General features: G+C 59.3%; 24 protein-coding genes. 9 read left to right on the forward strand and 15 right to left on the reverse strand.

Features of this window, described 5'->3' with window-relative positions; all coding sequences use genetic code 11:
• Positions 1–73: 73 nt before the first annotated feature.
• From AN476_RS09005 to AN476_RS09065, 13 genes are all read right to left on the reverse strand, one after another.
• Positions 74–484: a hypothetical protein gene (locus AN476_RS09005; RefSeq protein WP_054460945.1), complete on the reverse strand. Its 411-nt coding sequence runs from the start codon at positions 482–484 to the stop codon at positions 74–76.
• A gap of 205 nt (positions 485–689) precedes the next feature.
• Positions 690–1100: a hypothetical protein gene (locus AN476_RS09010; protein ID WP_054461111.1), complete on the reverse strand. Its 411-nt coding sequence runs from the start codon at positions 1098–1100 to the stop codon at positions 690–692.
• 144 nt (positions 1101–1244) lie between these two features.
• The gene (locus AN476_RS09015; protein ID WP_054460947.1) at positions 1245–1553 is read right to left on the reverse strand and encodes a hypothetical protein; all 309 of its coding nucleotides are present in this window, start codon (positions 1551–1553) and stop codon (positions 1245–1247) included.
• A 114-nt stretch (positions 1554–1667) separates the two neighbouring features.
• Positions 1668–2132 carry a thiol-disulfide oxidoreductase DCC family protein gene (locus AN476_RS09020; RefSeq protein ID WP_253279868.1) on the reverse strand — a complete coding sequence of 155 codons (465 nt, stop codon included), beginning with the start codon at positions 2130–2132 and terminating at the stop codon, positions 1668–1670.
• A complete protein-coding gene (locus AN476_RS09025; protein ID WP_253279869.1) occupies positions 2133–2480 on the reverse strand; it encodes a hypothetical protein in 348 nt (115 codons plus the stop codon). It lies immediately after the preceding gene.
• A gap of 186 nt (positions 2481–2666) precedes the next feature.
• A complete protein-coding gene (gene rpoD / locus AN476_RS09030) occupies positions 2667–4655 on the reverse strand; it encodes an RNA polymerase sigma factor RpoD (protein ID WP_054460951.1) in 1989 nt (662 codons plus the stop codon).
• 126 nt (positions 4656–4781) lie between these two features.
• Positions 4782–6812 (reverse strand): DNA primase, encoded by a 2031-nt coding sequence (gene dnaG, locus AN476_RS09035; RefSeq protein ID WP_054460953.1) that lies wholly within the window; start codon positions 6810–6812, stop codon positions 4782–4784.
• Between the two features lies 1 nt (position 6813).
• Complete coding sequence (locus AN476_RS09040; RefSeq protein ID WP_054460955.1) at positions 6814–7152, reverse strand: hypothetical protein; 339 nt, start codon at positions 7150–7152, stop codon at positions 6814–6816.
• Between the two features lie 36 nt (positions 7153–7188).
• Entirely contained in the window at positions 7189–7737 is a 549-nt protein-coding gene (locus AN476_RS09045; protein ID WP_054460957.1) for a sarcosine oxidase subunit gamma, read from the reverse strand.
• Entirely contained in the window at positions 7730–10675 is a 2946-nt protein-coding gene (locus AN476_RS09050; protein WP_054460959.1) for a sarcosine oxidase subunit alpha family protein, read from the reverse strand. The genes AN476_RS09045 and AN476_RS09050 overlap by 8 nt, the downstream gene beginning before the upstream one ends.
• Positions 10672–10941, reverse strand: a complete 270-nt coding sequence (locus AN476_RS09055; protein WP_054460961.1) for a sarcosine oxidase subunit delta — start codon at positions 10939–10941, stop codon at positions 10672–10674. Before AN476_RS09055 ends, AN476_RS09050 begins: the two co-directional genes overlap by 4 nt.
• A gap of 120 nt (positions 10942–11061) precedes the next feature.
• Positions 11062–12315, reverse strand: a complete 1254-nt coding sequence (locus AN476_RS09060) for a sarcosine oxidase subunit beta family protein (RefSeq protein WP_054460962.1) — start codon at positions 12313–12315, stop codon at positions 11062–11064.
• Between the two features lie 281 nt (positions 12316–12596).
• Positions 12597–14027 (reverse strand): Glu/Leu/Phe/Val dehydrogenase, encoded by a 1431-nt coding sequence (locus tag AN476_RS09065; protein WP_054460964.1) that lies wholly within the window; start codon positions 14025–14027, stop codon positions 12597–12599.
• 342 nt (positions 14028–14369) lie between these two features.
• Here AN476_RS09065 and AN476_RS09070 point away from each other — a divergent pair, with 342 nt between their 5' ends.
• From AN476_RS09070 to AN476_RS09080, 3 genes are read left to right on the forward strand one after another with little or no spacing between them, the layout of a single operon-like run.
• Positions 14370–15959 carry a pilus assembly protein TadG-related protein gene (locus tag AN476_RS09070; protein WP_054460967.1) on the forward strand — a complete coding sequence of 530 codons (1590 nt, stop codon included), beginning with the start codon at positions 14370–14372 and terminating at the stop codon, positions 15957–15959.
• On the forward strand, positions 15956–16507 hold the full coding sequence (locus AN476_RS09075) for a TadE/TadG family type IV pilus assembly protein (protein ID WP_054460969.1): 552 nt from the start codon (positions 15956–15958) through the stop codon (positions 16505–16507). Before AN476_RS09070 ends, AN476_RS09075 begins: the two co-directional genes overlap by 4 nt.
• A 4-nt stretch (positions 16508–16511) precedes the next feature.
• Positions 16512–17111, forward strand: coding sequence for a TadE/TadG family type IV pilus assembly protein (locus tag AN476_RS09080; RefSeq protein WP_054460971.1), 600 nt, complete (start codon positions 16512–16514; stop codon positions 17109–17111).
• Between the two features lie 19 nt (positions 17112–17130).
• Here AN476_RS09080 and AN476_RS09085 read toward each other — a convergent pair whose 3' ends face one another.
• Entirely contained in the window at positions 17131–17604 is a 474-nt protein-coding gene (locus AN476_RS09085) for a hypothetical protein (RefSeq protein ID WP_054460973.1), read from the reverse strand.
• A 168-nt stretch (positions 17605–17772) separates the two neighbouring features.
• Between AN476_RS09085 and AN476_RS09090 the strand changes: the two genes are divergently transcribed.
• Both AN476_RS09090 and AN476_RS09095 read left to right on the forward strand, forming a co-directional pair.
• Positions 17773–18972: a 4Fe-4S double cluster binding domain-containing protein gene (locus AN476_RS09090; protein ID WP_054460975.1), complete on the forward strand. Its 1200-nt coding sequence runs from the start codon at positions 17773–17775 to the stop codon at positions 18970–18972.
• A gap of 106 nt (positions 18973–19078) precedes the next feature.
• Positions 19079–20005: a pirin family protein gene (locus tag AN476_RS09095; RefSeq protein WP_054460977.1), complete on the forward strand. Its 927-nt coding sequence runs from the start codon at positions 19079–19081 to the stop codon at positions 20003–20005.
• A 245-nt stretch (positions 20006–20250) separates the two neighbouring features.
• Here AN476_RS09095 and AN476_RS09100 read toward each other — a convergent pair whose 3' ends face one another.
• Positions 20251–20850 carry a TetR/AcrR family transcriptional regulator gene (locus tag AN476_RS09100; protein ID WP_054461119.1) on the reverse strand — a complete coding sequence of 200 codons (600 nt, stop codon included), beginning with the start codon at positions 20848–20850 and terminating at the stop codon, positions 20251–20253.
• 199 nt (positions 20851–21049) lie between these two features.
• On the opposite strand from AN476_RS09100, the gene AN476_RS09105 reads away from it, so the two are divergent.
• The 4 genes from AN476_RS09105 to recJ all read left to right on the forward strand — a co-directional run bounded on the left by AN476_RS09105 (position 21050) and on the right by recJ (position 25824).
• Positions 21050–21313 (forward strand): hypothetical protein, encoded by a 264-nt coding sequence (locus AN476_RS09105; protein WP_253279870.1) that lies wholly within the window; start codon positions 21050–21052, stop codon positions 21311–21313.
• Positions 21314–21543: 230 nt separating this feature from the next.
• On the forward strand, positions 21544–22830 hold the full coding sequence (locus AN476_RS09110) for a homoserine dehydrogenase (protein WP_054461123.1): 1287 nt from the start codon (positions 21544–21546) through the stop codon (positions 22828–22830).
• A 157-nt stretch (positions 22831–22987) separates the two neighbouring features.
• Positions 22988–23959 carry a class II fructose-bisphosphatase gene (gene glpX / locus AN476_RS09115; RefSeq protein ID WP_054460979.1) on the forward strand — a complete coding sequence of 324 codons (972 nt, stop codon included), beginning with the start codon at positions 22988–22990 and terminating at the stop codon, positions 23957–23959.
• Positions 23960–24078: 119 nt separating this feature from the next.
• Complete coding sequence (gene recJ, locus AN476_RS09120) at positions 24079–25824, forward strand: single-stranded-DNA-specific exonuclease RecJ (RefSeq protein WP_054460980.1); 1746 nt, start codon at positions 24079–24081, stop codon at positions 25822–25824.
• The last annotated feature ends 115 nt before the right edge of the window (positions 25825–25939 follow it).

The raw sequence follows: 25939 nt of genomic DNA on the forward strand, positions 1-25939 counted from the left end.
TCCGATGGTTCCCGGAACAACCTCTATCAAAGCAGTATAGCAGCCGCTGCAAGTATCACAAAATGCGCCACCCTCAGAAGCCAACAGGCAGTTGGCTGCAGAGATTAAAAGCGTCGCGCACCCGCATATTATCACCGCGCTCCAAGGCGTTTACACTGCGGTAGGCCCCTTTTTCCGGCGACCCGGCCAAAGCTGGGTCCAACGTAAACTGAACCGCCGACCGCCGGTGAGTGGTCTCACTCTTGCCACGAGCACGAGACACATAAACATGCGCCTGCCAGGAGGATTTCAGCGCCCGTTGCGCATAATCGCCAGCCGCGCACCAAAAGTTGCGCCCCAGCCCACCGGCCTTTGGCACCACCTCAAACACCCTTTCGGAGACAGGGTTGACCCTGCTGCCTTCACGCGCGGTAAAGGCACTGGCTTCTGCGCCGGCCAGGCTCAACAAGCCAAGCATCAAGACTGTAATAGAGAGTTTTGTCATAGCACACCCATTCCTTTCTTCTCGAAAGCCCGGACTTCCCAGCCGGTCTATCAGACCCAGGATCTCTGCGTCTGAAATACAAGATAGGAAAACTGTTCCGCAGTGCCAGTCACGTCACTGTGCTACACGCAACCGTGTGGAGCTCCTGAAAACAAGGCCCGATCCGGAAAGGCATTGCTCGGGTAATCAGGGGAGTTGATGCGCCCTAGAGGCGCACCGGGGAGCGGTTGCAATAGCTGCGCGCATCTTGCACCGTCATTCTGTTTCCAGGTTTGAATCCCAAAGCCAGCCAGCCCAAGGGAGACGGCAGAGGTTCACCGGCCAATTCAGGTGACAGCGAAAACTGCACGGCAGATTTTCGTCCTGTTGTCACGCTGGTGCTGCGCCCCTGAACCACATAAATTAAGTCCTGCCAAGCGGCTCCTTTAACCCGGCGGGCATACTCAGAGGCCCCGCACCAGAATTCGTCAAAGGATCCTGAGGATTTGGGGATGACTTCAAAGACCTCGTTGTCGACTGGATTGACCCGCACGCCGCCCGGTGTGGTAAAGGCCTGAGCCGCCAAAGGAGCCACAAGCGCCGCAGCCAGTCCAAATGAAATGAGTGATTTTTTCATAAAATATGCTCCCAGGTTTCGACCTACATAGGGAGCGGTTTGCAGGGTTCCAAGGGGAAAGCTCGCAAAACCGTGATCGATCGCAAAGACCACGCCGGGCCACGCTGAGTGTCCCACAACCGGCCCTCGCATGCTTGGGACGCGCTAGTCTGCCTGTTTCACCGCAGCCCCCGGAAAGGGGATGATTTCCGCCCCAAGGCCCTTGCCCAGGCTCTTTTCTAGAATATTCAGAACCGCGGCATCAGGAGAGAGACCCTGATCCGGGCCGAACTGCACCCGCGCCTGCTGACGCAGCATCTCGCGGGCTGGCTCTGCCTCCATCGACTTCAGGGCGTCACCCTGTTCCTTCAGGGCTGTGACCATGAACTCATTGGCATCCGTCAGGGATTTCAGCGACTCCAGCTGGCCTTGCAGAACGGCCAGCGCCTCGGTCAGTTTTTGATTTGCAGACATCGGTCCCCCCTTGGCATGTTTATCTCGGATAGGCAGCGAGACAGGTGGGGATATTGTAGAACTCGCCGGTGTGGAACAACAAGCCATCACGTTAAGCAATGGTTAACGGAGCAATCAGGCAGTGGGTTCCTCCTCTACCGGCTCCCAATCCAGAAATCGCGCCCGGATATCAGCGTTTGGCACCATGCAACGATTGGCACGACCAAAGAGGCGGTAGCGATTGCGGGCCAGTCCGCGGTACAGCGGATCCTTCAGCACGCCGGGCAGATAGCGACAGAGCCCCAGAACGCGCCAAGCCCTCGGCAAGGCCCGCATCGCAGCGGCAATGGCATCCAGACGTTGATAGCAGCGCCCATCCACAAAAACGAGCAGGGTTTCAAAATCATCCTGTGGCAGGCCCTGGTCCCGAAAAAGCTGCTGCCCCAGAGCGGATTGTGCCGTGGCAAAGGAGAAACGCTGAGATCTGTCATAACGCAGCATGAACTGGAAAAACTTCGAGCAAAGCAGGCATTCCCCATCAAACACGATGAGATCGTGGTCCAGCTGGATTGCGCGACCTTTGCCTCCAGGTCCCGGCACCTATTGCCAGCTCCCGGCTTCCAGCGAATAGACCTGCCCCGCGCGTTCTTTGGCCTCAAACAAAGGCAGACCATAACCGGAACTTTCAACACTGCCTCGATCGCAGCGCAGATGCGCCAGCTCCTCCCCGCCTCGTTCGACAATAACACCGCCAGTCAGAGGTGCCCCTTCGCCTGCATTGCGCTCCTGACTGTAGTACACCGTGTAAGAGATACCTTTGTTCTTAAGAGTAAACTCCTCCCAGATCGCCCCTCCGATCCCTGGCCAAGGCACCATGCCCACGTTCCGCACGTTGCGCCGCAGCGCCAAATCGGGCTCTTCGTCCCGGCCCCCAAAGGCGTAGCTCACCTGATTGCCCGACAAACAGGTTGTAAGTACCTTGCTGCCGCCTTTGAAGGAACAGGAAACCAGGGTTTGTGAGCTGACAGGACACGCCCCTGCAGATTGGACCGAAGCCAACAGGACTAAGCAGGAAAAGGAAAAACGCAAACTGGCCTCCAAATAGAAAAAGGCGCCCCGCAGGGCGCCCTTTAGTTACTGATCCAGGAAGCTGCGCAGCTTGCGGCTTCGGCTGGGGTGCTTCAATTTCCTGAGCGCCTTGGCCTCGATCTGGCGAATTCGTTCCCGTGTCACAGAGAACTGCTGACCGACTTCTTCCAGCGTATGATCGGTGTTCATGCCAATGCCAAAACGCATCCGCAGAACCCGCTCTTCGCGCGGGGTGAGCGAGGCCAGAACCCGGGTGGTGGTTTCTTTGAGGTTTTCCTGAATGGCGCTGTCCAGCGGCAGCACGGCATTCTTGTCCTCGATGAAATCGCCCAGCTGGCTGTCTTCTTCGTCGCCAATTGGCGTCTCAAGCGAGATCGGCTCCTTGGCGATCTTCATGACCTTGCGGACCTTCTCGAGCGGCATCTGCAGCTTTTCGGCCAGCTCTTCCGGCGTTGGCTCGCGGCCGATTTCATGCAGCATCTGACGGCCAGTGCGGACCAGCTTGTTGATGGTCTCGATCATATGGACCGGAATACGGATGGTCCGGGCCTGATCCGCGATGGAGCGGGTGATGGCCTGACGGATCCACCAGGTCGCATAGGTGGAGAACTTGTAACCGCGGCGGTATTCGAACTTGTCCACCGCCTTCATCAGGCCGATGTTGCCTTCCTGGATCAGGTCCAGGAACTGCAGGCCTCGGTTGGTGTATTTCTTGGCGATCGAAATCACCAGGCGCAGGTTGGCTTCGACCATTTCCTTCTTCGCCTGACGGGCTTCTTTTTCGCCCTTCTGAACCTGCTGCACGATGCGGCGGAATTCAGAGATATCCAGACCGACATACTGCCCGACCTGGGCCATGTCAGCGCGCAGCTCTTCGACCTTCTCGGTGGAGCGCTCGATGAACATCTGCCAGCCACGACCCGGCTTTTCGCCCATTTCGGACAGCCAGTTGGGGTCCAGTTCGCGGCCACGGTAGGCCTCGACAAATTCGCGACGGTTGATGCGGGCCTGGTCGGCCAGTTTCACCATCGAGCTGTCGATCTGCATGACGCGGCGGTTGATGCCATAGAGCTGGTCAATCAACGCATCAATACGGTTGTTGTGAAGATGCAGACCATTCACCAGTTCCACGATCTCCGAGCGCAGCGCCTGATAGGTGGCCTCGTCCTGCTTGCCGAAAGAGCCGTCCTCGTTCAGGGTCGCCGAAATCCGGCTGTCCTGCATTTCCGACAGCTGAGCAAAATCGGTCGAGATCCGCTCCAGCGTGGTCAGGACCCGGTCCTTGAGCGCGGCCTCCATCGCAGCCAGCGACATGTTGGCCTGCTCGTCTTCGTCGTCGTCATCATCCGCAGTAATCGGGTTGCCGTCGGCGTCGAGTTCCTGCGTCGCTTCCTTGGCAGGCTGCGCAGCGGGTGCAGCACCGGGAACCACCGGCACCACCGGTTCTTCTTCGCCGTCTTCATCCATCTGGTTGCCAAAGGTGGCCTCCAGATCGATCACGTCGCGCAGCAAAATGTCCTCGGAGAGAAGTTCGTCATGCCAGATGGTGATCGCCTGAAAGGTCAACGGGCTTTCACACAGCCCGGCGATCATGGTGTTGCGGCCAGCCTCGATCCGCTTGGCGATGGCGATCTCGCCCTCGCGGCTCAGCAGCTCAACCGTGCCCATCTCGCGCAGATACATCCGGACCGGATCATCCGTACGGTCGAGCTTTTCAGAGGCGGCTCCGGCCACCGCAACTTCACGCGGACCTTCGGCAGAAACCAGTTCGGTCGAGCCCTTCTGCTCTTCCTCTTCGACTTCCTCATCCTCGATAATGTTGATGCCCATCTCTGACAGCATCGACATCACATCTTCGATCTGCTCCGAGCTGACCTGATCAGGGGGCAGCACCTGGTTGAGCTGATCATAGGTGATGTAGCCCTTTTCACGGGCTTCAGCGATCATCTTTTTGACCGCGGCCTGGCTCATGTCCAGAGAAATTTCAGCGTCCTGATCGTCAGGTTTACGGTCGTCGTTATCTTTGGCGGCCATTCAATGCTCCCTAAGAGGCTGGGCGATTCGGATGCCGAATCATTAGCGCGATCTTGTGATTCGTCACCCGGTTTAGCGAATTTTCTTTGGCTCTTCCTTAGCAAAACGACTCATGTGCCACACGAATCACTTCTGAGAGAAGCCAATCCTGTCCAAAAGGGCGCCAAAAGCGTCGAGCTCTTCGCGATCAAGCCGCGCGCCATTCTCGCCCACATCAAAGTTGGCCTTGTCCTCATTCTCACTGCGCACGGCACGGTTTCGGGCTTCTGCCGCCTGTTTCAAGCGCCAGGTTAAGGCCTCATCCGCCAGCCCTGTCAGGTCTTCCTCGGCCTCGGCCAGCTCAGCATCCAAGCCCCGCATCGCTTCCAGTTTGGCAAATTCTTCGGCCAGGGTCTGTCGGGCCGCATCAAAATCGCTGGGTCTACGCAGGCAAGGGATGATTGCCACATGGCGAAGCGCCATCAGGTTTTCAAGAGCCTGCAGCCCCAGATTTTCCGTGATGTGGGTTTTCAGATCCTGTGGAGCATCGATGCCAAATCGCAACACTTGATCCCGCAAGCGGCCCAGATCGGCATCGGCACAGTGCATGCGCTCCAGGTTACCCTCGAACTCAACAACCATTTCCGGCGTCGAAATGGCCACGGCCAACACCACCGCCTCGCGGGCCCGGGCAATCTCTGCCTCATCGGCCGCAGCAACCAGCGAGCTGCGGGTGCTGGCCAGTGGCGCAGGCGCAACTTTCTGCCCCTTCCAGGGCCTGCGCGCGCCATCGCCAAAGCCGCCCTTGCGGCCCGGCTTCCAGTCGTTGCCGCTCTTCCAACCCTCGCTCGAGCCGCCGGTGTCAAAGTCGCGATTCCGCCCCTCAGGACGGTTGCCGCGAAATAGCTCCCAGCGCAGGTCCTTGATATCCTCGCCGTAGTGCTTGCGGATCGAGGGATCACGGATCAGGCGGATCTTGTCACGCAGCGCCTTGTCCAGGGAGGCCTTGCGTTCGGGGCTGTCAAAGACCTTGCCTTCGGTTTCGCGCTGCCACAGCAGCTTCACCATGGGCAGGGCTTGATCCAGCACCTCTCTTACCGCTTGTGGTCCCTTGGCCTTGATCAGGTCATCCGGATCCTGCCCATCCGGCATGATGGCAAAGCGCAGGGATTTGCCCGCCTGCAGCAGTGGCAGGGCCAGATCCACCACACGCATGGCGGCGCGCAGCCCTGCCTGATCCCCATCAAGGGCGATGATCGGCTCATCTGACATGCGCCACATCATCTGCAGCTGGTTTTCCGTCACCGCGGTCCCCAAGGGGGCCACCGAGGACTGGAAGCCAGCCTCGGAGAGGGCAATTACGTCCATATAGCCTTCGGCCACGATCAGCGGTGTTCCGCGCCCGGCCGCCGCTCGCGCCGGGGCCTGATTGTACAGGTTCCGGCCCTTGTCAAACAGCTCGGTCTCGGGGGAATTCAGATATTTGGCATTGTCATTGGGATCCATGGCCCGGCCACCAAAGGCAATGGCGCGGCCACGCGCATCGCGGATTGGGAACATGATCCGGTTGCGGAAGGTGTCATAGGGCTTGCCGCCCTTGCTTGAGGGTTTGGCCAGACCTGCGGCCATGATCAGATCTTCGGGTACATTCTTGCCGCGCAGATGATCCCAAAGATTCTGCCAGCCATTGGGCGCAAAGCCGATCTCCCAACGGTCTAAACTGGGCGGGGTAAAGCCCCTGCCCTGCAGATAGCTGCGGGCCATGGCGGCATTGTTGGTCTTCAATTGCAGCCGGAAGAATTGTACCGCCTGCTCCATTACCTCGACCAACAGCGTGCGGCGGTCTTGTTTTTGCTGCGCTTTGGGGTCCCGCGCGGGCATCTCCATGCCAGCCTCGCGGGCCAGGATCTCCACCGCCTCCATGAATCCGACGTTTTCGGTCTCCTGGACAAATTTCAGTGCGTCTCCCTTGGCCTGGCAACCAAAGCAATAATAGTACCCCTTCCGGTCATCCACGTGAAAAGACGCGCTTTTCTCGTGATGAAAGGGGCAAGGCGCCCAGAGGTCGCCTTTGCCGACATTGGATTTGCGCTGATCCCACATGACTTTGCGCCCGACAACATCAGAGATGCTGATCCGGGTGCGCAGTTCATCCAGAAATCCAGGCGTCAAAGACATGTCAGTTAGAATTCAGCTGTTGTTTCATCGCCTGAATCTGATCCCAGCTTTCCAGACATTGCTGTTCCATCAGAGGGCCAAATTCGGTGGCCTTCAGATCCCGGCGCTTCATCGCATAGATATGGGCCGTCAATTGCGGGATCGCCTTGGAGTATTGCGCGGGCCAGGCGGGTTCGCTGGCCAGAATATGCTGTTCAACATCAGCCTCTTTGATCCGATCCAAACGCGCGGTCTGAACGGCGGCCATGACCTGGCCCTGATACTTGCAGCTGTCTTCTTTGGAATCAGCGGCATAGGCAGGTGCCGCCAACAAAATGGCAGCAAGGGTGATGCGGATCATGGATCGCTCCCGGAATCAGTTGATGATCCGCCGAGATTACCCCCGCGCAGCCCGGGCTTCCATCGCTGTTTTGAGATCATGATGAACTGTCCGGGCCATCGAGCGGAACACCATGATCTGAAAGCGATCTTTGTCTAGGCGGCAGATCGAAGCCATCATGTGCTTGGCTTCGGTGCGTACAGCCGCGCCGATGCCAAACTGCGCCAGCCGCAGATCCACCGGGCACAATCGGGCCAATACATCTTCGCAGCCCGGCCCCTCAAGCTCCAGCACGGCCCAGCCGGCGGTTTGATCCGTCAGGGCCGCGTATTGTGCCAGACCGGCATCGGGCTCTACTCCGATCAACAGCGCCATTTCGCGGCCAAACCAGATCGACCGCACCGCATCATGCCCAAAACTTGCCCCCTTGAGCCCGGGAAAGCCAATCCCATGAGCCGCCTGCATCGCCTTGTCCAGCGCCTCATGCTGGCCTTTGAAGGGAGCGATCGTAGTCAGGGCCTGTGGTGCGGCCTCGCGCAGGGAGAGCCCGCCGATATTTAGCATCTCAAACCCATCACAGGCAGTTTTGACAAGCAGTTCAGCCACGGGTCCGTTCCCCCTCTGGATCGTAAAACACCGGTTTCACCACCTCACAAAGCGTATCGATGCCCCGCATATGATCAACCAACCGTACCCGCTCTCCGATCCGGGCGGCGCCCCGTTTCAAAAAGCCAAGGGCAATCATATGCCCATAGACCGGGGAAAACCCGGCCGAGGTAACATAGCCCTGATCATGCACCCGCTCCACCGGATCCTCCGGAGAGAAAAGATGCGCCCCGGCGCTCAGCTCTTTCACCGCGCCAATGGGTCTCAGGCCAATCATCTGCATGCGATCCGCATCAATCAAACCAGGCCGATGCGCCATAGCTTTGCCGATGAAATCCTTTTTCTTGGAAAGCAGGCCCGCCATGCCCAGATCATGCGCCGTCACCGTGCCATTGATCTCGGCATGGGTTATAAAGCCCTTCTCGATCCTGAGTACGTTCAGGGCCTCCATCCCATAGGCGCCACCGCCCAGCGCCTCGGCACGGGCCAGCAAGCTCCGGTACAGGCTGTCACCGTAGCCCGCAGGCAGCGCCAACTCATAGGCCTCTTCCCCGGAAAAGGAGATCCGGAACAGACGCCCTTTGACGCCCAAGACCGAAACCTCGCCGCAGGCCATGAAGGGCCAGTTGTCATTGTCTATGGGCTGGTCCAGCAGACTGTTCAACAGCTCCCGTGATTTGGGGCCTGCAACAGCAAACTGCGCCCAGTGCTCCGTCACTGAGGTGAAGCGCACGTCCCATTCGGGCCGCAGAACCTGAGCCACAAATTCCAGGTGCGCCATAACCTCACCTGCCGCAGCCGTGGTGGTGGTCATCACATAGTGGCTCTCGCCGAGGCGCGCACAGGTGCCGTCATCCATGACAAAACCGTCCTCGCGCAGCATCAGCCCATAGCGCACCCTGCCAATCTTCAGTGTGCTAAAGGTATTGGTATAGACAAAATCCAATAACCTGGCCGCATCCGTGCCTTGGATGTCTATTTTACCCAGCGTAGAAACATCGCAGACCCCAACGGCCTTGCGCACCGCCATGACTTCGCGATCACAGGATTGACGCCAATTGGTTTCCCCAGGTTTGGGGAAATAGGCGGCGCGATACCACAGCCCCACCTCCAGCTGGCTGGCGCCGCGCTCCTCGGAGGCACCATGCGAGGTCAGGAACCGTTGTGGTTTGAAGCCCTGATCAGTAGCCCCCGCCCCCATGGCACCAATTGACACCGGCACAAAGGGCGGCCGGAAAGTCGTGGTACCGGTGTCGGGAATAGAGCGCCCGGTCACATCCGCCAGCACCGCCAGCGCCGCCACATTGGAGTTCTTCCCCTGATCCGTGGCCATGCCCTGGGTGGTATAGCGCTTCATATGCTCAACCGACCGGAAGTTCTCGGAGGCCGCCTGGGTGACATCCTTGACCGTGACATCATTCTGAAAATCGAGCCAAGCCCGCCCCTTTCCCGGCACAGCCCAAAGCGCGGCAATCTCGTAAGCCGCATCCTCAGCCACCGGTATGGCACCCTGCGCAGGCTGCAATCTCAGCGAGTCCAGCACTGCCTCTGCAGCTGCCGCACCCTCGCTCAAGGCGCCTTGGGTAGAGAATGTACCATTGCAGGCCCCGACGGCCCGCAGCCCAGGCACCGCGTCAGGACGCGGCACAAAGGCCAGCAGATCACGCCGCCAGACAGGCCGAGCATTCAAGTGACAGGTCAAATGTACCGAAGGGTTCCACCCCCCCGACATCGCCAAACAATCGGTTTGGATCCGTTCCTCGCCGCGCACCGAACGCACCGTGACACTCTCAAGCCGCTTGCCACCTGCGGTATTGCAGACCTGCGCGCCCCGCATCACCGGGTAAAGATCACTCTCCGGAGCATCATGGCGACTGTCGATCACCGCCGCCAGATGAACGCCCGCCTTGACCAAATCACGGGCCGTACGATGGGCGTCGTCATTATTGGCAAACAGGGTCATGCGCTCACCCGGTGCCACCCCCCATCGGTTGAGGTAGGCGCGCACGGCGCTGGCCATCATCACCCCGGGCCGGTCATTGTTGCGAAAAGCCACCGGGCGCTCGATCGCCCCGGCTGCCAGGATGCAATGTTTGGCAGCAATGCGCCAGAAACACTCCCGCGGGCGATGGCTACCCTTCAGGGAATGATGCCGCCGTTCATGATGCCCGACCCGCTCCAGCGCGCCATAGGTTCCCTGATCATAGGCGCCTGTGACCGCGGTGCGGGTCATCAACCGGACGTTTTCCAGGCTCCGCAGCTCTGCTACAGCCTCCGCCAGCCAGGTCGCAGCCGGTTTGCCATCGATTTCTTCCTGTTCGACCAGCAGGCGGCCGCCCAGATCGCGGTCCTCTTCCAACAGCAAAACATCCGCTCCGGCGCGGCCCGCTGTCAGCGCCGCCATCAGCCCTGCAGGCCCCGAGCCAACCACTAGAAGATCACAAAAGGCAAAGGCCTTTTCATAGCTGTCGGTATCCGTCTCTCCAGACAGCGCGCCCAGACCCGCCGCGCGGCGGATCAGCGGCTCATAGAGCTTTTCCCAAAAGGCCGCAGGCCACATGAAGGTCTTGTAGTAAAACCCCGCGCTCAGAAAGGGCGCCATCAGATTGTTGACCGCGCCGATATCAAACTCAACGCCAGGCCAACAATTCTGGCTTCGCGCCTCCAGCCCCTCATAAAGCTCCTGCGTGGTGGCGCGAATATTGGGATCCTGCACCGCACCAGTGCCCAGGGTGACCAGCGCGTTGGGCTCTTCACTGCCAGCGGTCAGGATGCCCCTTGGGCGGTGGTACTTAAACGAGCGCCCAACAAGATGAATATCATTGGCCAGCAGTGCCGAGGCAAGCGTATCCCCCTCCAGCCCCATCAGATGCCGCCCATTAAAGGTGAAATTGACCGTCTTGCTGCCGGTTGCAAGCCCCTTACCCGCGATCCTCATGCCGCACCTCCCAGCCCGGACTCAGATGCCAGCTCTACCTTCAGAACCTCATGCGTCGCAGTGTTTCGTGTCACCGTGAGCCAGCTGCCGCAGCCCATTTCGTGATACCACAGCTCTGCAATGACCCCAGCGGGGTTTGCCCGCAGGTTTACATGGGCATGCCACGCCTCCAACCCAGCCCCCTCAACAGGACGCTCCAAGGCGGCACCTTTGACATAAAACTCGCGGCGGTCACGCTCACCACAGATCGGACAGGCAATTCTCATGACCCTCTCCCCATCATCTTTCCAAAAATATTCCGGGGGGAGAGCAGGCTCCCCGGAAACCCTCCCAAGGAGGGTTTCGCCTGCGAACGGGGCAGAGCCCCAGATCCGCGCGCCACAGGCTCAATGCAGGTTATGTTGTGCACCGGTCCCCTCCTCATCCATCAACCCATAGCCAGAACGAAACCGATCCAGCTTGAACCAGGCTGCGGCCCCATGGGGGCGATCCGTGGCAATCAGATGTGCATAGGCATTGCCCGATCCCGGCGTTGCCTTGAAGCCGCCGTAACACCAACCACAATTCAGATAGAGACCATCGATGGGCGCGTGATCAATAATGGGCGAGCCATCCGGGGTCATATCCATGATCCCGCCCCAACTGCGCAACAAACGCGCCTTGCTGACCGCAGGCACCATGGCCACACAGTTCTCCATGGTATGTTCCACCATGGGCAGATTTCCCCGCGCCGCATAGGAGCTGTAAAAATCCAGGTAACTGCCAAAGACCAGCCCGCCCTTGTCGGACTGGCTGATGTACAGATGACCCTCGGCAAAGGTGATCACCTGATCAATCAGCGGTTTCACCCCTTCGGAGACAAAGGCCTGCAGGACATGGCTCTCGATCGGCAGGGTCAGCCCGGCCATGGCGGCCACTTGTCCCGAGCGCCCGGCGGCGGCCAGCGCCACTTTTTTGGCACGGATCACCCCGCGTGAGGTCTGCACGCCGGTGACCTTGCCCGCCTCCACATCAATCCCGGTGACCTCACAGTTCTGGATCAGATCCACCCCGCGCATATCGGCCCCTCGGGCAAAGCCCCAGGCCACCGCATCGTGGCGCGCGGTTCCCGCCCGACGCTGCATAAGCGCCCCCATGATCGGAAAGCGGTTGTTGTCAAAGTTCAGATAGGGTGCCAGAGCGCGAACCTGATCACGGTTCAGCAGTTCCGCGTCATCGCCCTGGTTGATGATCGAATTGCCACGGCGCACGGCCGCATCGCGCTGCCCATCATTGTGGTAGAGATTCAGAATGCCACGCTGCGACATCATTGCGTTGTAATTCAGCTCCTGCTCCAGCCCCTCCCAGAGCCGCAATGAGTGAGAGTAGAACTCGGAATTTCCGGGCAGGTAATAATTGGCCCGCACGATGGTGGTATTGCGCCCGACATTGCCACCGCCAAGGTAGCCCTTCTCAAGCACCGCAACATTAGTGATCCCATGTTCAGCCGCCAGGTAATAGGCAGTGGCCAGCCCATGCCCCCCACCGCCGATGATCACCACGTCATAGTCGCGCTTGGGTTCCGGATCACGCCACTGCGGGCCCCAGCCCTTATTGCCGGTCAGCCCTTCCTTGAGCACCCGCCATCCTGAAAATCGCATCACGCCCCTCCCCGTTCGCATCCCGCCCATCACCAGCAAAGAGCCAATGGTAAACCTGTGATATTGCTAGCGGCTTTGCCGCATTGCGCCTAGCCCCCCGTTAAATTTTTCAACAGGCAGGTAAGCTCTTGCCTGCACTTGGCCACATAATGGGCACCCCTGTCTAGTAGGGGGTGCAAAATAGGCCATCTGATGGAGGGGCCTGCAAAGAAAAACGGCGAGCCAGAGGCCCGCCGTTTAAGATGTCCAGACAGGATCCCGCCCTTAGAAAGACCGCAGGATTACAGTCCTTTGGCGCGGTAGCTGGCGGCGACCTTCTCAATGGAGACAAGATAGGCGGCGGTACGCAGATCGGTGACATCATCACGGTTGTGCCAGACCTCGCGCATCGACTGATAGGCAATCCGCATGGTGTCATCGAGACCCGAACGCACCAGTTCCAGTTCATCCGCACCGCGCAGATACTTTTCTTTGAAGCCCTCATTCAGGCTCCAGGTTTTCCCCATGCTTTCAGACAGCCCCTCCAGCTCATCCACCACCAACTGGTGACGCGCCTCTTCCTGGCGGCGCTGCATACGACCAAAGCGGATATGGCTGAGGTTCTTGACCCATTCAAAATAGGAAACCGTCACACCGCCTGCATTGGCATACATGTCGGGAATGATCACGGTGCCCTTTTCGCGCAGGATCTCATCTGCCCCGGCCGTCACCGGGCCGTTTGCGGCTTCAATGATCAAGGGCGCCTTGACCCGATCGGCATTGGTCAGATTGATCACCCCTTCCAGCGCAGCAGGGATCAAGATATCGCATTCCTGTTCGAGCAATTTTGCCCCGTCTTCCATCAGCTGCGCATCCGGGTAGCCGGAAATGCCACCGTGTTTGACAATCCAGTTGTGCACCGCATCCACATCCAGACCTTCGGGACGGAACAGAGCCCCGTCGCGTTCAATAATGCCCGTGATCAGCGCTCCATCTTCCTGGCTGAGGAATTTGGCGGCATGGTAACCCACATTGCCAAGCCCCTGTACGATGACCCGCTTGCCTTTCAGCTTGCCTTCCATACCAGCCTTAGCCACGTCTTCGGGGTGACGGAAGAATTCACGCAGGGCATATTGGACCCCGCGCCCGGTGGCCTCGACCCGGCCGGAAATCCCGCCGGCATTGAGCGGCTTGCCTGTCACACAGGCTCTGGCGTTGATGTCGGTGGTATTCATGCGCGCGTATTGGTCGGCGATCCAGGCCATTTCGCGCTCGCCCGTGCCCATATCCGGGGCCGGTACGTTTTGCGAGGGATTGATCAGGTCACGCTTGGCCAGCTCATAGGCAAAGCGGCGGGTGATCAGCTCCAGCTCGTGCTCTTCGTATTTGCGCGGATCAATGCAGAGCCCGCCTTTGGAGCCACCAAAAGGGGCTTCGACCAAAGCACATTTATAGGTCATCAGCGCTGCGAGCGCCTCGACCTCGTCCTGGTGCACATTGATGGCATAGCGGATCCCGCCCTTTACCGGCTCCATATGTTCGGAATGAACCGACCGGTAGCCCGTAAAGGTTACCATTTCACCGCGCAGGCGCACCCCAAAACGCACCGTATAGGTCGCGTTGCAAACGCGGATCTTTTCCTCCAACCCAGGCGGCAGATCCATCAAGGCGACGGCTCTGTTGAACATGAGATCAACGCTTTCGCGGAAACTGGGTTCTTGGGGGCTGCTCATTGGCGGTTCTCCGTACTCTTTCAACGACTGATTCCTATCGCTACGGCAACTCTATGCACGGATGTTTAAAGAGTGCGACCTTTTTGACCATTCCATTCCAAAAATTGTTCAGAACCAAACACACACTCGATTCGCCTTTGCCAGAGTTGCCGACCTGCCAATTGGCTAAGAATCCGTAAACAATGCCCGGCTTGACGCCGGATTACCCCCTTGATTCATAAAATTGAAACCAAATGGACTTGGGGGTGCCCCATTTCCGCCATCTTCCCCAACCAAATGTAAACGAGACAAAACCCGTTCCACTCCTATGCTCCACACCTGGGGCCAAAGAGGTTGTTTTTCATGACCCCGCGCTTCAATACCGCCACGGCTCTCCCGCGCTATGTCCTACAACAGGGCGTAAACCGGCTGCGTGTCTTCCGGCGTAGTGATGACGGCGCCATGACCTATCCGACAATTGCCTTTATGTTGATGATGCTCGGCATCGGCGGCATCGGCGTGGACTTTATGCGAATGGAGCGGGATAGGACCCATTTGCAGGCAACGCTAGATCGCGCGGTTCTTGCCGCTGCCGATCTCGACCAGACTCTGGACGGCAAATTGGTGGTGCAAGACTACCTGAATAAGGCAGGTTTGGGAGAATATTATTCTGCAGAGAATGTCGTGGTCGATGACGAAACCATTGGCCGCAAAAGCGTGTCGGCTTCCGTTGAAGCCACCTTTGAAGCGCATCTGCTAAAATTTTCCAATGGCAGCGATATGCCTATCTATGCAGCTTCCAAAGCGGAAGAGAGCATCGACAATCTGGAGATCTCGCTGGTTCTGGATGTCTCCGGCTCAATGCGGGGCAGCCGCCTCAGCAACCTGAAAGTCGCCGCCAAGGATTTCATCGAAACCATGGTGGCAAACACCGAAGACGGCAAAATGTCGGTTTCGATCGTGCCCTATGCCACCCAGGTTTCGGTCTCGGATAGTCTAATGGCGCAGTTCAATACCACCGGTGTGAACGCCTTTGCCAATTGCATAAACTTTGACGGATCGGACTTTAACACAACGGCGATGCCGCTGTCGGCCACCTATGAACGCACCATGCATTTTGATCCGTGGTACAGATACAGAAAGACGCCTCTTGGCAGCAGCCATATCAACAACGAAGTCTGCGACACGTTGAGCTCGCGTGAAGCCTTGGTGATGGAGAAAGATGAAACCACGCTCAAGAACTTCATCCAAAACCTATCAGCCTGGGGCAATACATCCATCGATATCGGCATGAAATGGGGCACGGCGCTGCTGGATCCCTCGACCCAGCCCGCCATCGCGGCCCTGTCCTCCGGCGCAGGCGCTGATGTTCCCAGTGTTTTTTCAAACCGCCCCTTTGCCCATAACGATCCTGACGCGGACACGCTGAAAATCGTCGTCCTGATGACGGATGGACAGAACACCAGCCAATACTTCATCAAACCGTCTTACCGAGACCCCCAATCGGACGTCTGGTATGACCCAAACAACGCCCAGTATTCGGTGAAAAGCACCACGAACAGCTACTATTACTGGGTCAAAACCCAGTATGGGCACAGCTCTGGTTGGAGGAGCTCTGTGGCTGGGGGCCAGAACGCTTTCAATCTGAGCTATCCCGAGCTCTTTTCATATACGTCAGTAAGATGGGTGCGCGATTACCTTGTTAACCGCAGTTTTGTCAGTTCCAATGGCAACTCCGAAAAGAACTCTCGCACCAAAGCAATCTGCGACGCCGCCAAGGCCCAGGGCATCGTTGTCTACACCATCGGTTTTGAAGCCCCCTATGATGGCCGGGCAGTTCTGCGGGACTGCGCCAGCACCGACGCGCATTTCTATGATGTCGACGGGCTAGAGATCAAAGAAGCCTTTAAATCCATCGCAACCTCGATCCGCCAGCTGAGGCTGACCCAATGATCCGCGCCGCCACATGCGCTCTGTTGCGCCGGTTCCGGCGGGAAAATGACGCCGTCGTGACCGTCGAATTTGCGCTTCTCATGCCGCTGTATCTTCTTTTGCTCATCTCGACCGTGGAGCTTGGATTGGTCAATCTGCGCCACTCCCAACTGGAGCGTGCCCTGGATATCGCTGTGCGAGAGGTCCGCCTGAACACCGGAGCGGTGAAGGACCATGACACCATGCGCGACACCATCTGCGATCTGTCGGGGTTGATTGACAATTGTGAAAGCTCCTTGCGGTTGGAGATGATCCAATTGGACCCCTTTGCCTGGGCGGCGCCCGATCCAGAACCCGACTGCATCAGTGACCCTGAGGTGATCAACTCCCCGCGCGAGTTCAACAGAAGCGGCAACTCCAATGACCTCATGCTGATCCGCGCCTGTATGCGGTTTAAGCCAATCTTTTCAAGTTGGGGCCTGGGCGAAGACCTTGCCAATGCCGATGGGGCCGGTCTTGGGTTGGTCAGCTTGGTGGCCACTTCGGCCTTTGTTCAGGAGCCGCAGTAAAGCCATGTTGACTTCATTGCTCAAACAACTGCGCGGTTTTCGCCAAAATACCGAAGGCGCACTGACCGTCGAGTTTATGCTCCTAGCACCACTCTTGTTGTGGACCTTTGCTGCGATCTACACCTTCTTTGACGCCTTTCGTCAGGATGCTGTCAATCTCAAAGCGGCCTATACCATTTCGGATTTGGTCTCGCGCGAAACCACTGAGCTGAACGAAACCTATATCGACAGCATGTATGCGATGAGCCAACTGTTGATCCGATCAGACTCTGCCACCTCCATCCGTATTTCGGTGGTCCGCTGGGACGAAGAGGATGACCGCTATTATCTTGATTGGTCCAAAGAGCGCGGCGAATCCTTTGTCGAATGGACCAATGCGACTATCAGTGAAGTCGAAGAAAGATTGCCCGTCATGCCTGACCAGGAACGGGTGATCCTGGTAGAGACCCGCAACGATCTGGAGCCAGCCTTCAAAGTTGGCCTGCCCTCAATGGATCTGGACAATTTTGTCTTTTCCCGCCCACGATTTGCCCCTCTGGTTCATTTCGAAGGCGTCGACATTGTTTCCGGCTCTCATGACGACGATGCGCCCGCAGAAGAGTAAGCGAAACTCACCCGCTAAATCAGAAGCTACGCTTGGCGATCATCGCAGACAAAATCTCTGACATGGTTTTGCTCTGCGATCCTGGTGTCACGCCACCAATGCCAATACGCCTCCCAGCGCGCCACCACAGGCCCGGCAACCAGACCCGCGCGCCCGGCGTCGCTGTGCGGATCAAAAACCCATTGGAGGGCTTAAACGCAAAAAATCCGCGATCAATGGCCTCGATATCAGAAACCTGCGCAATCACCGTGCCATCCGTGCAGCGCAGCACCTCTTCGGTCAGCTCGATTTTATATTGCGTCCCCTGCCACATCCGCACCGCCAACCACAGCGCCCCAAGCCCGACCACCAGCAGAAACACCAGCCAGGCCAGGGATGGCGGGTTAGAGACCGCAACAGACAGCAGAGCCACACCAACCACTGCCAGCATGGTGACACCCATGACACGCCGTAGGCCCGAGGCCTCAACTGTTACCAGGACTTCATCTGTCATTTTTGCTCTCCTGCCATGCCGTGCCACCGCGTCGGAGGCTTTGTCACGCAGGCCATATCCTGAATTTGGGGCAACGAACAGCCCTCCCGGCCATGCCGCCAAAAGGCAGAGCTAGCGTCCTGACCAATCCCTCTTGCCTGCCCAACGCGCTGACAGTACCGTCGCGCCATGAATTGGCCCAAAAACACAGCTCCCCGCCAGGACAGCGATACCGCCGCCGGCATCGAGGTTACCGATAATTTCGAGCGCTTCACCCAACGCAACGATATCTTCACCCGTGCCTTCTGGGACCCAAAGGTGAAATCCAAACAGACAGCCACGTTCTTTGCCTCTTATCGGATGGAAGCGGCGCCGCGCCGCGGCGATGGGTTCACCCAACGCGATTTTGCCCTGCGCAACGCCGCCTGGCTGATCTCGGATGTGATCTCAAACCGTCGCGGCGGTGATGGCATCCGCGAGGGGTTTCAGGCCGCAATTCAAAGCGACACCCCCGTCGCCCCTGAGCCCATCGAGATCGAAGATCCCGCCCGGATGAGCGCCGAGGTCAAACGAATCTCAAAATTCTTTGGCGCCGATCTCTGTGGCATTACCGATCTGGATGACCGCTGGCTTTACACCTCCCGTGTCGACACCCGCGATTTTTCCGAAGCCCCCCATGATCTGCCCGAAGGGCTGAACAGCGTCATTGTTCTGGGCCATGAAATGGAGGCTGATCTGGTCGCCACCTACCCGTCTGCCCTGGCAGGTGCCGCCACGGGACGCGAATACAGCCACGAGGCCTCGGTGGTGATGCAGCTGGCCGCCTATATCCGCAACCTCGGCTATGAGGCAGTGCCCTCGATGAATGACACTGGCCTGGTGATCCCCTATGCGGTCAAGGCAGGCCTGGGTGAATACGCCCGCAACCAGATGGTGATCACCCCTGAATTTGGCCCCCGCCTGCGGTTTTCCAAGATCTTCACCAACCTGCCACTCGCCCATGATGCCCCCAAACCCCTGGGCGTGCGTGCCTTTTGTGACATCTGCACCAAATGCGCCGATGCCTGCCCGGTCAAGGCCCTGCCTCTTGGCCCGCCACTAGAGGGCGGCGGCAATATCTCGGCCATCAAGGGCGTGCGCAAATGGACCTCTGACGCTGAAAAATGCTTCTCCTTCTGGGCCAAGATGGCTTCGGACTGTGCCATCTGCATGCGGGTCTGCCCGTTTAATCGCAACTACGACAAAATTCAAAACCGCCTTTGGTTGCGGCTGGCGCTCTCCCCCTTTCGCAAACTGGCCCTGCGCCTGGCCAAAGACCACGGTGGGCGCGTCAAACCAGGTGCGTGGTGGGCGCAGGACAAAAAACAGCAGGCGGGCAAAGCCAGCTGAGGGGAGATGTGCATTCCCGCACAGCTCCGGTGACCTACTGGGTGTTTCGTGCTGCCGCTCATGCCCCTAGCTTTGCGGTACAGTCACCATGCACAGGACCGTCCCCATGTCACTCAGCCCTGCTTCGCCCCGCTCTATACTGGAAACCCGCCAGGCCCGCCCGACGCTCGAGGGTGCTGGTGTCAAACTGCACCGCGCCTTCGGCTTTCAAGATCCCAGCGAGCTGGACCCTTTCCTTTTGTTTGACGATTTCCGCAACGAGACCCCGGCAGACTACCAGCAGGGCTTCCCCTGGCACCCCCATCGCGGCATCGAGACCATCACCTATGTGCTCTCGGGCGAGGTCGAGCACAGCGATTCCTTAGGCAATACCGGCAGCCTTGGGGCAGGTGATGTGCAATGGATGACTGCCGGGTCCGGCATCCTGCATCAGGAAATGCCGCGCGGCAATGCCAAGGGCCAAATGCACGGTTTTCAGCTCTGGGGCAATCTGCCCTCGGATCAGAAAATGTGCGCACCGCGCTATCAGGATGTCGCCGCCCTAGAAATCCCCGAAGTGACGGATGACGACGGCACCCATGTCCGGGTGATCACCGGTGAGTTCTGGGGGAAGCGGGGCCCGGTGGATGGGATCGCTTCGGACCCGCAGTATCTCGACATCCGCGTTCCGGCTGGACGGACCAAAAGCTTCCGCATCGATACCTACCGGCGGGCCTTCGCCTATGTTTTTGAGGGCTCTGGTGCCTTTGTAGATGCCTCTGCCCCGCAGGGCGTTCTGTTGGAAAAAGAGGTTGCCGGCCAAGAGGTCAATATCCGCGATCTCTCCGGCAACCGCACCCTGGTGCGCTTTGGCACCGGGGATGAGGTCACAGTCCAGGCCGGCCCCGAAGGTCTGCGTTTTTTGCTGATTTCAGGGGCGCCGATCCAAGAGCCCGTCGCCTGGCACGGGCCCATCGTAATGAACACTCGCGCCGAGCTGCAACAGGCCTTCAAGGATCTGCGCAACGGCACCTTCATCGCACCGGCCCATTGACCAATAGAAGCCAGACTGGCGGGTCAAGGAGGCCGCAGGCCCCGCCTGACAAGGCGGCTTGTCCTTGACGCGCAAAACATGAAAAATTGCATCGGGCTTTGGGGGGCAGTCCTGTCCCTCAAAGCCTTCTCAGCAGCTACGAACCGCTCTCAGATCAGACCTCGGTCTCCGGTCTTCGTCGCCTTGCCAAATGCTGAACAAACTTGCGCGGTAGCGCTCAATTTGGTCACGCTCCCCAGTTTGCCTCAGGCGGTGACGGATTTGCGCACCATATCCCAATAGACGTTTTCCACCTCATCCAACGACAGGCGCCCACCGCTACGATACCAGGTCATCACACCGTTCAGCATGGCAATCACCGCCAGGGTGGCGATCTTGCTGTCGCTCAAAGTGAACTGTCCGCTCTCCACCCCCCGTTTCAGGATCGCCTCCAAGGCATCCTCATAGGAGCGCCGCAGCGCTTCGATCGCGGCAAAGTTCTCTTCACTCAGATTGCGCAGCTCCATATAGGCGATAAAAACCGCATCCGGACGCTGCATATGGAACCCGATGTGAAACCGCACAAAACGCTCCAGCCGGTCCAGCGGATCTCCAGGTAGATCTTTGGGCGTATCAACCGCCTGCCAGGCCGCCAGAAGCTCGCGCATATGCCCCTCCATCAGGGAATGCAGCAGGCTTTGCTTGTCCGGGGTGTAATTGTACAACGCCCCGGCCTGCACCCCGACCTCCTTGGCAATCTGGCGCATCGACACCGCAGCGTAGCCATGCTGGGCAAAAAGCTGCAGCGCCGCGCTGCGAATGCGCGGTCCGGTGATGTCAGAATGGGAACCCTGTGTACGTGCCATGGTGGATAGGGTAACTGAACATTCGTTCAGAAAAAAGACCCCCACAACAAGATAGCTGTTCCAAACGCAAGGCTTGGACAAATTTGAGGCAGCCCCAGCCCAGCCCCGCCCGGCGCACAAATTTAGCCGCTTGAGGTCGGGCTGGCTTGTACACTGGACGGTGATTGTGCATCAAGGGGCCAGGCCAAAGGAAAACCACATGACCCGCCCGCTGCCCCTGACCTTTCTCTTTGCCACCCTCGGCCTTGCGGCTTTGGCCGGGTGCAGCAATGATCCAGAGCTGAAAAACCAACTCACGCCCGAACTCCGCGATGCAGACTATCCAACTCTGTTGCCGATAGAGGATCTGGCGCCTCTGTTGCCCGCGCCTGAAACAGAAAGCACGCAGCTGGAAAATAACCTGGATGCACGCAGCACCAGCCTGCAACGTCGGGCAGATGCGCTACGCCGCGCGACCCACTAGTTTGAGGCCCCTGAGGCCCCTTTAGGAGAGACCTGCGCGCCGCGCCGGATCAGAAATCCGGCTGCTCTGGCTGACCGCTCTCTGATACGCGCTATTTTCATGCCCAAAAAGACCGCGCGCTCTGCTTATGGCTATGGGATTTTGCACCTGCCCCGACCAGCGCCGTTGCACCCTTTCTCTGAACCGGCTAAGGCGAGACAACACTGATGGAACAAAAAGGATCTCCGGCTATGACAAAACCGCTTCGTCTTGGGATTGCAGGTTTGGGCACGGTTGGCGTTGGCGTGGTGAAAATCATCCGTCGCCAGGCCGAAATGCTGGAGATGCGCACGGGCCGCCCGGTGGTGATCACTGCCGTCTCGGCGCGCGATGCAGCCAAAGACCGCGGCGTTGCCCTCACCGGATATGCCTGGGAGAGCGACCCCGTTGCGCTGGCCAAGCGTGATGATGTCGATGTTTTTGTCGAATTGATGGGCGGGCATGACGGTCCGGCCAAAGCCGCAACCGAAGCCGCCCTGGCCTCAGGCAAGGATGTAGTCACCGCCAATAAGGCGCTGCTGGCCATCCACGGTCAGGCCCTGGCCGAACAGGCCGAAGCCGCAGGCCAGGTGATCCGCTTTGAAGCCGCCGTTGCTGGCGGTATTCCGGTCGTCAAATCCCTGACCGAAGGCCTGGCTGGCAACCAGGTCACCCGGATCATGGGGGTGATGAACGGCACCTGCAATTACATCCTCACCCGGATGGAAGCCACCGGCGACGGCTACAACACTCTGTTTGAGGAATGTGGTCGCCTTGGCTATCTCGAAGCCGATCCCAATCTGGATGTGGGCGGCATTGATGCGGGGCATAAGCTGGCCCTGTTGTCCTCGATCGCCTTTGGCAGCAAACCCGCCTTTGTCGATGTGGTTTTGCAGGGCATCCAGCGCATTGCCATCGACGATATTCGCCATGCTGCCGACATGGGCTACCGCATCAAACTGCTGGGGGTGGCGCAGCGCACAGCCCGTGGGCTGGAACAGCGCATGACCCCCTGCCTGGTGCCGGCGAATTCTCCGCTTGGCCAGTTGGAAGGCGGCACCAATATGGTCGTGATCGAAGGCGACGCCGTGGAGCAGGTGGTGCTACGTGGCCCCGGTGCCGGGGAAGGCCCCACCGCCAGCGCTGTACTGGGCGATATCTGTGATCTGGCACGGGGGTTGCGCATCGCCACCTTTGGCCAACCCGCCTCCAGCCTGCAAGAGATCCCCGCAGCTCAGACCGGCTTGCCCGCGCCCTATTATCTGCGCCTGGCATTGCAAGACAAACCCGGCGCCCTGGCCAAAGTGGCCGCCGCTCTGGGCGACGCCGGGATTTCGATCGACCGGATGCGCCAATACGGCCATTCCGAACCCACTGCCCCGGTGTTGATCGTCACCCATAAATGCACCTCTGCGACCCTGGAGGTGGCGCTCAGCGCCCTCGCTCAGACCAGTGTTGTGGATGGCGACCCCGTCGCTCTGCGTATCGAAGAGCTCTGAACCACCGCAAAACTGGCGGCAAGACGCGCGAAATCTGCTCTTCTGAGGGCACATCGCGCGTCTTCCTGCCTAAGCTTGCGCTATCATCCCTTGCCCGCCCCCCCTGCAAAAGGCTATGCGACAGGCAACCCGCCCGGATTTGAACAGGATATTGAGAATGACCGTGACCTCCTCCGACGCCGCTTTCAACGACCGCATGCTGTCTCTGGGCCTGGCCCGAGTCGCGGAACAGGCCGCCCTGGCCTCTGCCTCGCTGGTTGGACGTGGCGATGAAAAAGCTGCAGACCAAGCCGCCGTGAACGCCATGCGCGAACAGCTGAACCTGCTCGACATCAAGGGTGTCGTGGTCATTGGTGAAGGTGAACGCGACGAAGCCCCAATGCTCTATATCGGTGAAGAGGTCGGAACCGGCTCCGGCCCTGGCGTAGACATCGCCCTGGACCCGCTGGAAGGCACCACGCTGACTGCCAAGGACATGCCAAACGCGCTGACCGTGATTGCCATGGGCCCCCGGGGTTCGATGCTGCACGCCCCCGATACCTATATGGACAAGCTGGCCGTTGGCCCTGGCTATCCCGAAGGTGTTGTCTCCCTCGACATGTCGCCGCGCGCGCGGGTTGAAGCCCTGGCTGCCGCCAAAGGCTGCGCCCCCTCCGACATCACCGTTTGCATTCTGGAACGTCCCCGCCATGAGGCGATGATTGCTGAAGTGCGCGAAACTGGTGCAGCCATTCGCCTGATCACCGATGGCGATGTTGCCGGTGTGATGCATTGCGCCGAATCAGAAACCACCGGCATTGATATGTATATGGGCCAGGGTGGCGCTCCCGAGGGTGTGCTGGCGGCGGCTGCATTGAAATGCATGGGCGGCCAGATGTTTGGCCGACTGTTGTTCCGCAACGACGACGAAAAGGGCCGCGCCGCCAAGGCAGGCATCACCGATCTGGATCGTATCTACACCCGCGATGAGATGGTCACTCAGGATGTGATCTTTGCCGCCACCGGCGTCACCGGCGGCTCCCTGCTGCCAGAAATCAAGCGCCAGCCCGGCTGGGTCGAAACCACCACACTGTTGATGCGCTCCAAAACCGGATCGGTACGGCGCATGTCCTACCGCACGCCGGTTTAAGCGCTGACGTACCGCCAGCAAAAGCGGCTTGCGCCGCTGCCTCCGGCGGGGATATTTTGAGCCAAATGAAGGGCTGGATCCATCTGGGTCCGGCCCTTTTTATGAAATGAGGAATCACAATGAGCTTTCTTGGGGTTGAGACTTCGCTGAACGGGCGCCGCTGGCTGGGACCGGGCATTGATCTGGAGCGGGCCGCGGAGCATATGCAGCAGCAGACTGGCCTGCCCATGCCCCTGTGTCAGGTGCTGGCCCGACGCGGTGTGCCCCCGCATGAAGCCCTGGGCTTTCTCACCCCACAGCTGAAGGAGCTGCTGCCAGACCCTCGCAATATGAAAGACATGGAGGTGGCAGCAGCACGCTTTCTGGAGGCGGTAGAGAACCGACAGCGTATTGCTATCTTTGCTGATTACGATGTCGATGGTGGCAGTTCTGCGGCCTTGTTTCTGGTCTGGCTGCGGGCAATGGGGTTGCAGGCGACGCTGTATATTCCGGATCGCATTGACGAGGGCTATGGTCCCAATGATGAGGCCATGTCAGGGCTGGCGCGGGCGCATGATCTGATTGTCTGCGTCGACTGCGGCACCCTTTCCCATGGGCCTATTGCCGCCGCCAAGGGCGCCGATGTCATCGTGCTCGACCACCATCTGGGCGGCGAAACTCTGCCCGACTGTGTTGCGGTGGTAAATCCCAACCGCCAGGACGAAGATGGCGATCTGGGGTATTTCTGCGCCGCCGGGGTTGTGTTTTTGATGCTGGTAGAGGTACGCCGTCAGGCCCGTGAGAAAGGACTGGGCACCGGCCCCGACCTGATGAGCCTGCTCGATCTGGTGGCCCTGGCCACAGTTGCGGATGTTGCGCCCTTGATCGGCGCCAACCGCGCTCTGGTGCGCCAGGGGCTGAAGGTTCTGGGAGCAAGGCAGCGCCCGGGCCTGGTTGCTCTGGCCGATGTGTCCCGCATGGATGCAGCCCCCACCACCTATCACCTGGGCTTTCTGCTGGGGCCCCGTGTCAATGCGGGGGGACGGATCGGCAAGGCCGATCTTGGCGCGCGTCTCTTGGCCACCGATAGCCCGCATGAGGCCGCAGCCCTGGCGGAGCGTCTGGATCAACTGAACACCGAGCGGCGCGATATTGAGAACGCCGTGCGCGCCGCCGCCATGGAGCAAGCAGAATCGCGCGGGTTTGATGCCCCCCTGGTCTGGGCCGCCGGAGAGGGCTGGCACCCCGGCGTTGTCGGCATCGTGGCCTCGCGCTTGAAGGAGGCCGCAGGTCGCCCGGCGGTGGTGATCGGCCTGCAGGATGGCATCGGCAAAGGATCCGGGCGCTCGGTCAGCGGTATCGACCTCGGGGCCGCCATCCAGCGCACCGCGGCCGAGGAGCTGCTGATCAAAGGGGGGGGCCATAAGATGGCCGCTGGGATGACCCTTGCGCAGGGCAAGCTTGAGGCAGCGATGCAGCGCTTAAGTGATCTACTGGCGAAACAGGGGGCAGGCGACCTGGGTCCAGCGGATCTGAAGCTGGACGGCATGTTGATGCCCGGAGCCGCCACGATCGATCTGATCGAACAGATCGAACAGGCGGGCCCCTATGGCGCAGGCGCGCCGGCCCCGCGCTATGGCTTTCCGGATCTCGCCGTTCGCTTTGCCAAACGGATCGGAGAAACCCACCTCAAGCTCTCCCTGACTGATGGGGTTGGCGGCACTCTGGATGCGATTTGCTTTGGCGCTTTTGATACAGCGCTGGGGCCGCGCCTGTTGGAGCATGGCGGAGCGCGTTTTCATTTTGCCGGCCGGCTGGAAATAAATACCTGGGGAGGCCGCCAAAGCCCGCAACTGCGACTGGAAGATGCCGCTGAAGCCAGTTGATCCACCAGCAGACTAAAAAACAGCGGCCCCTACCGCAAAGTCAAAAAAAACACGCAGGCCCGCACTTTTTGTCTTGCGGCTTTGGCGCAGAGAAACTAAACACCGCTCCACAGCA

It is taken from the genome of Phaeobacter sp. 11ANDIMAR09, from assembly GCF_001294455.1.
Classification (GTDB): Bacteria; Pseudomonadota; Alphaproteobacteria; order Rhodobacterales; family Rhodobacteraceae; genus Pseudophaeobacter.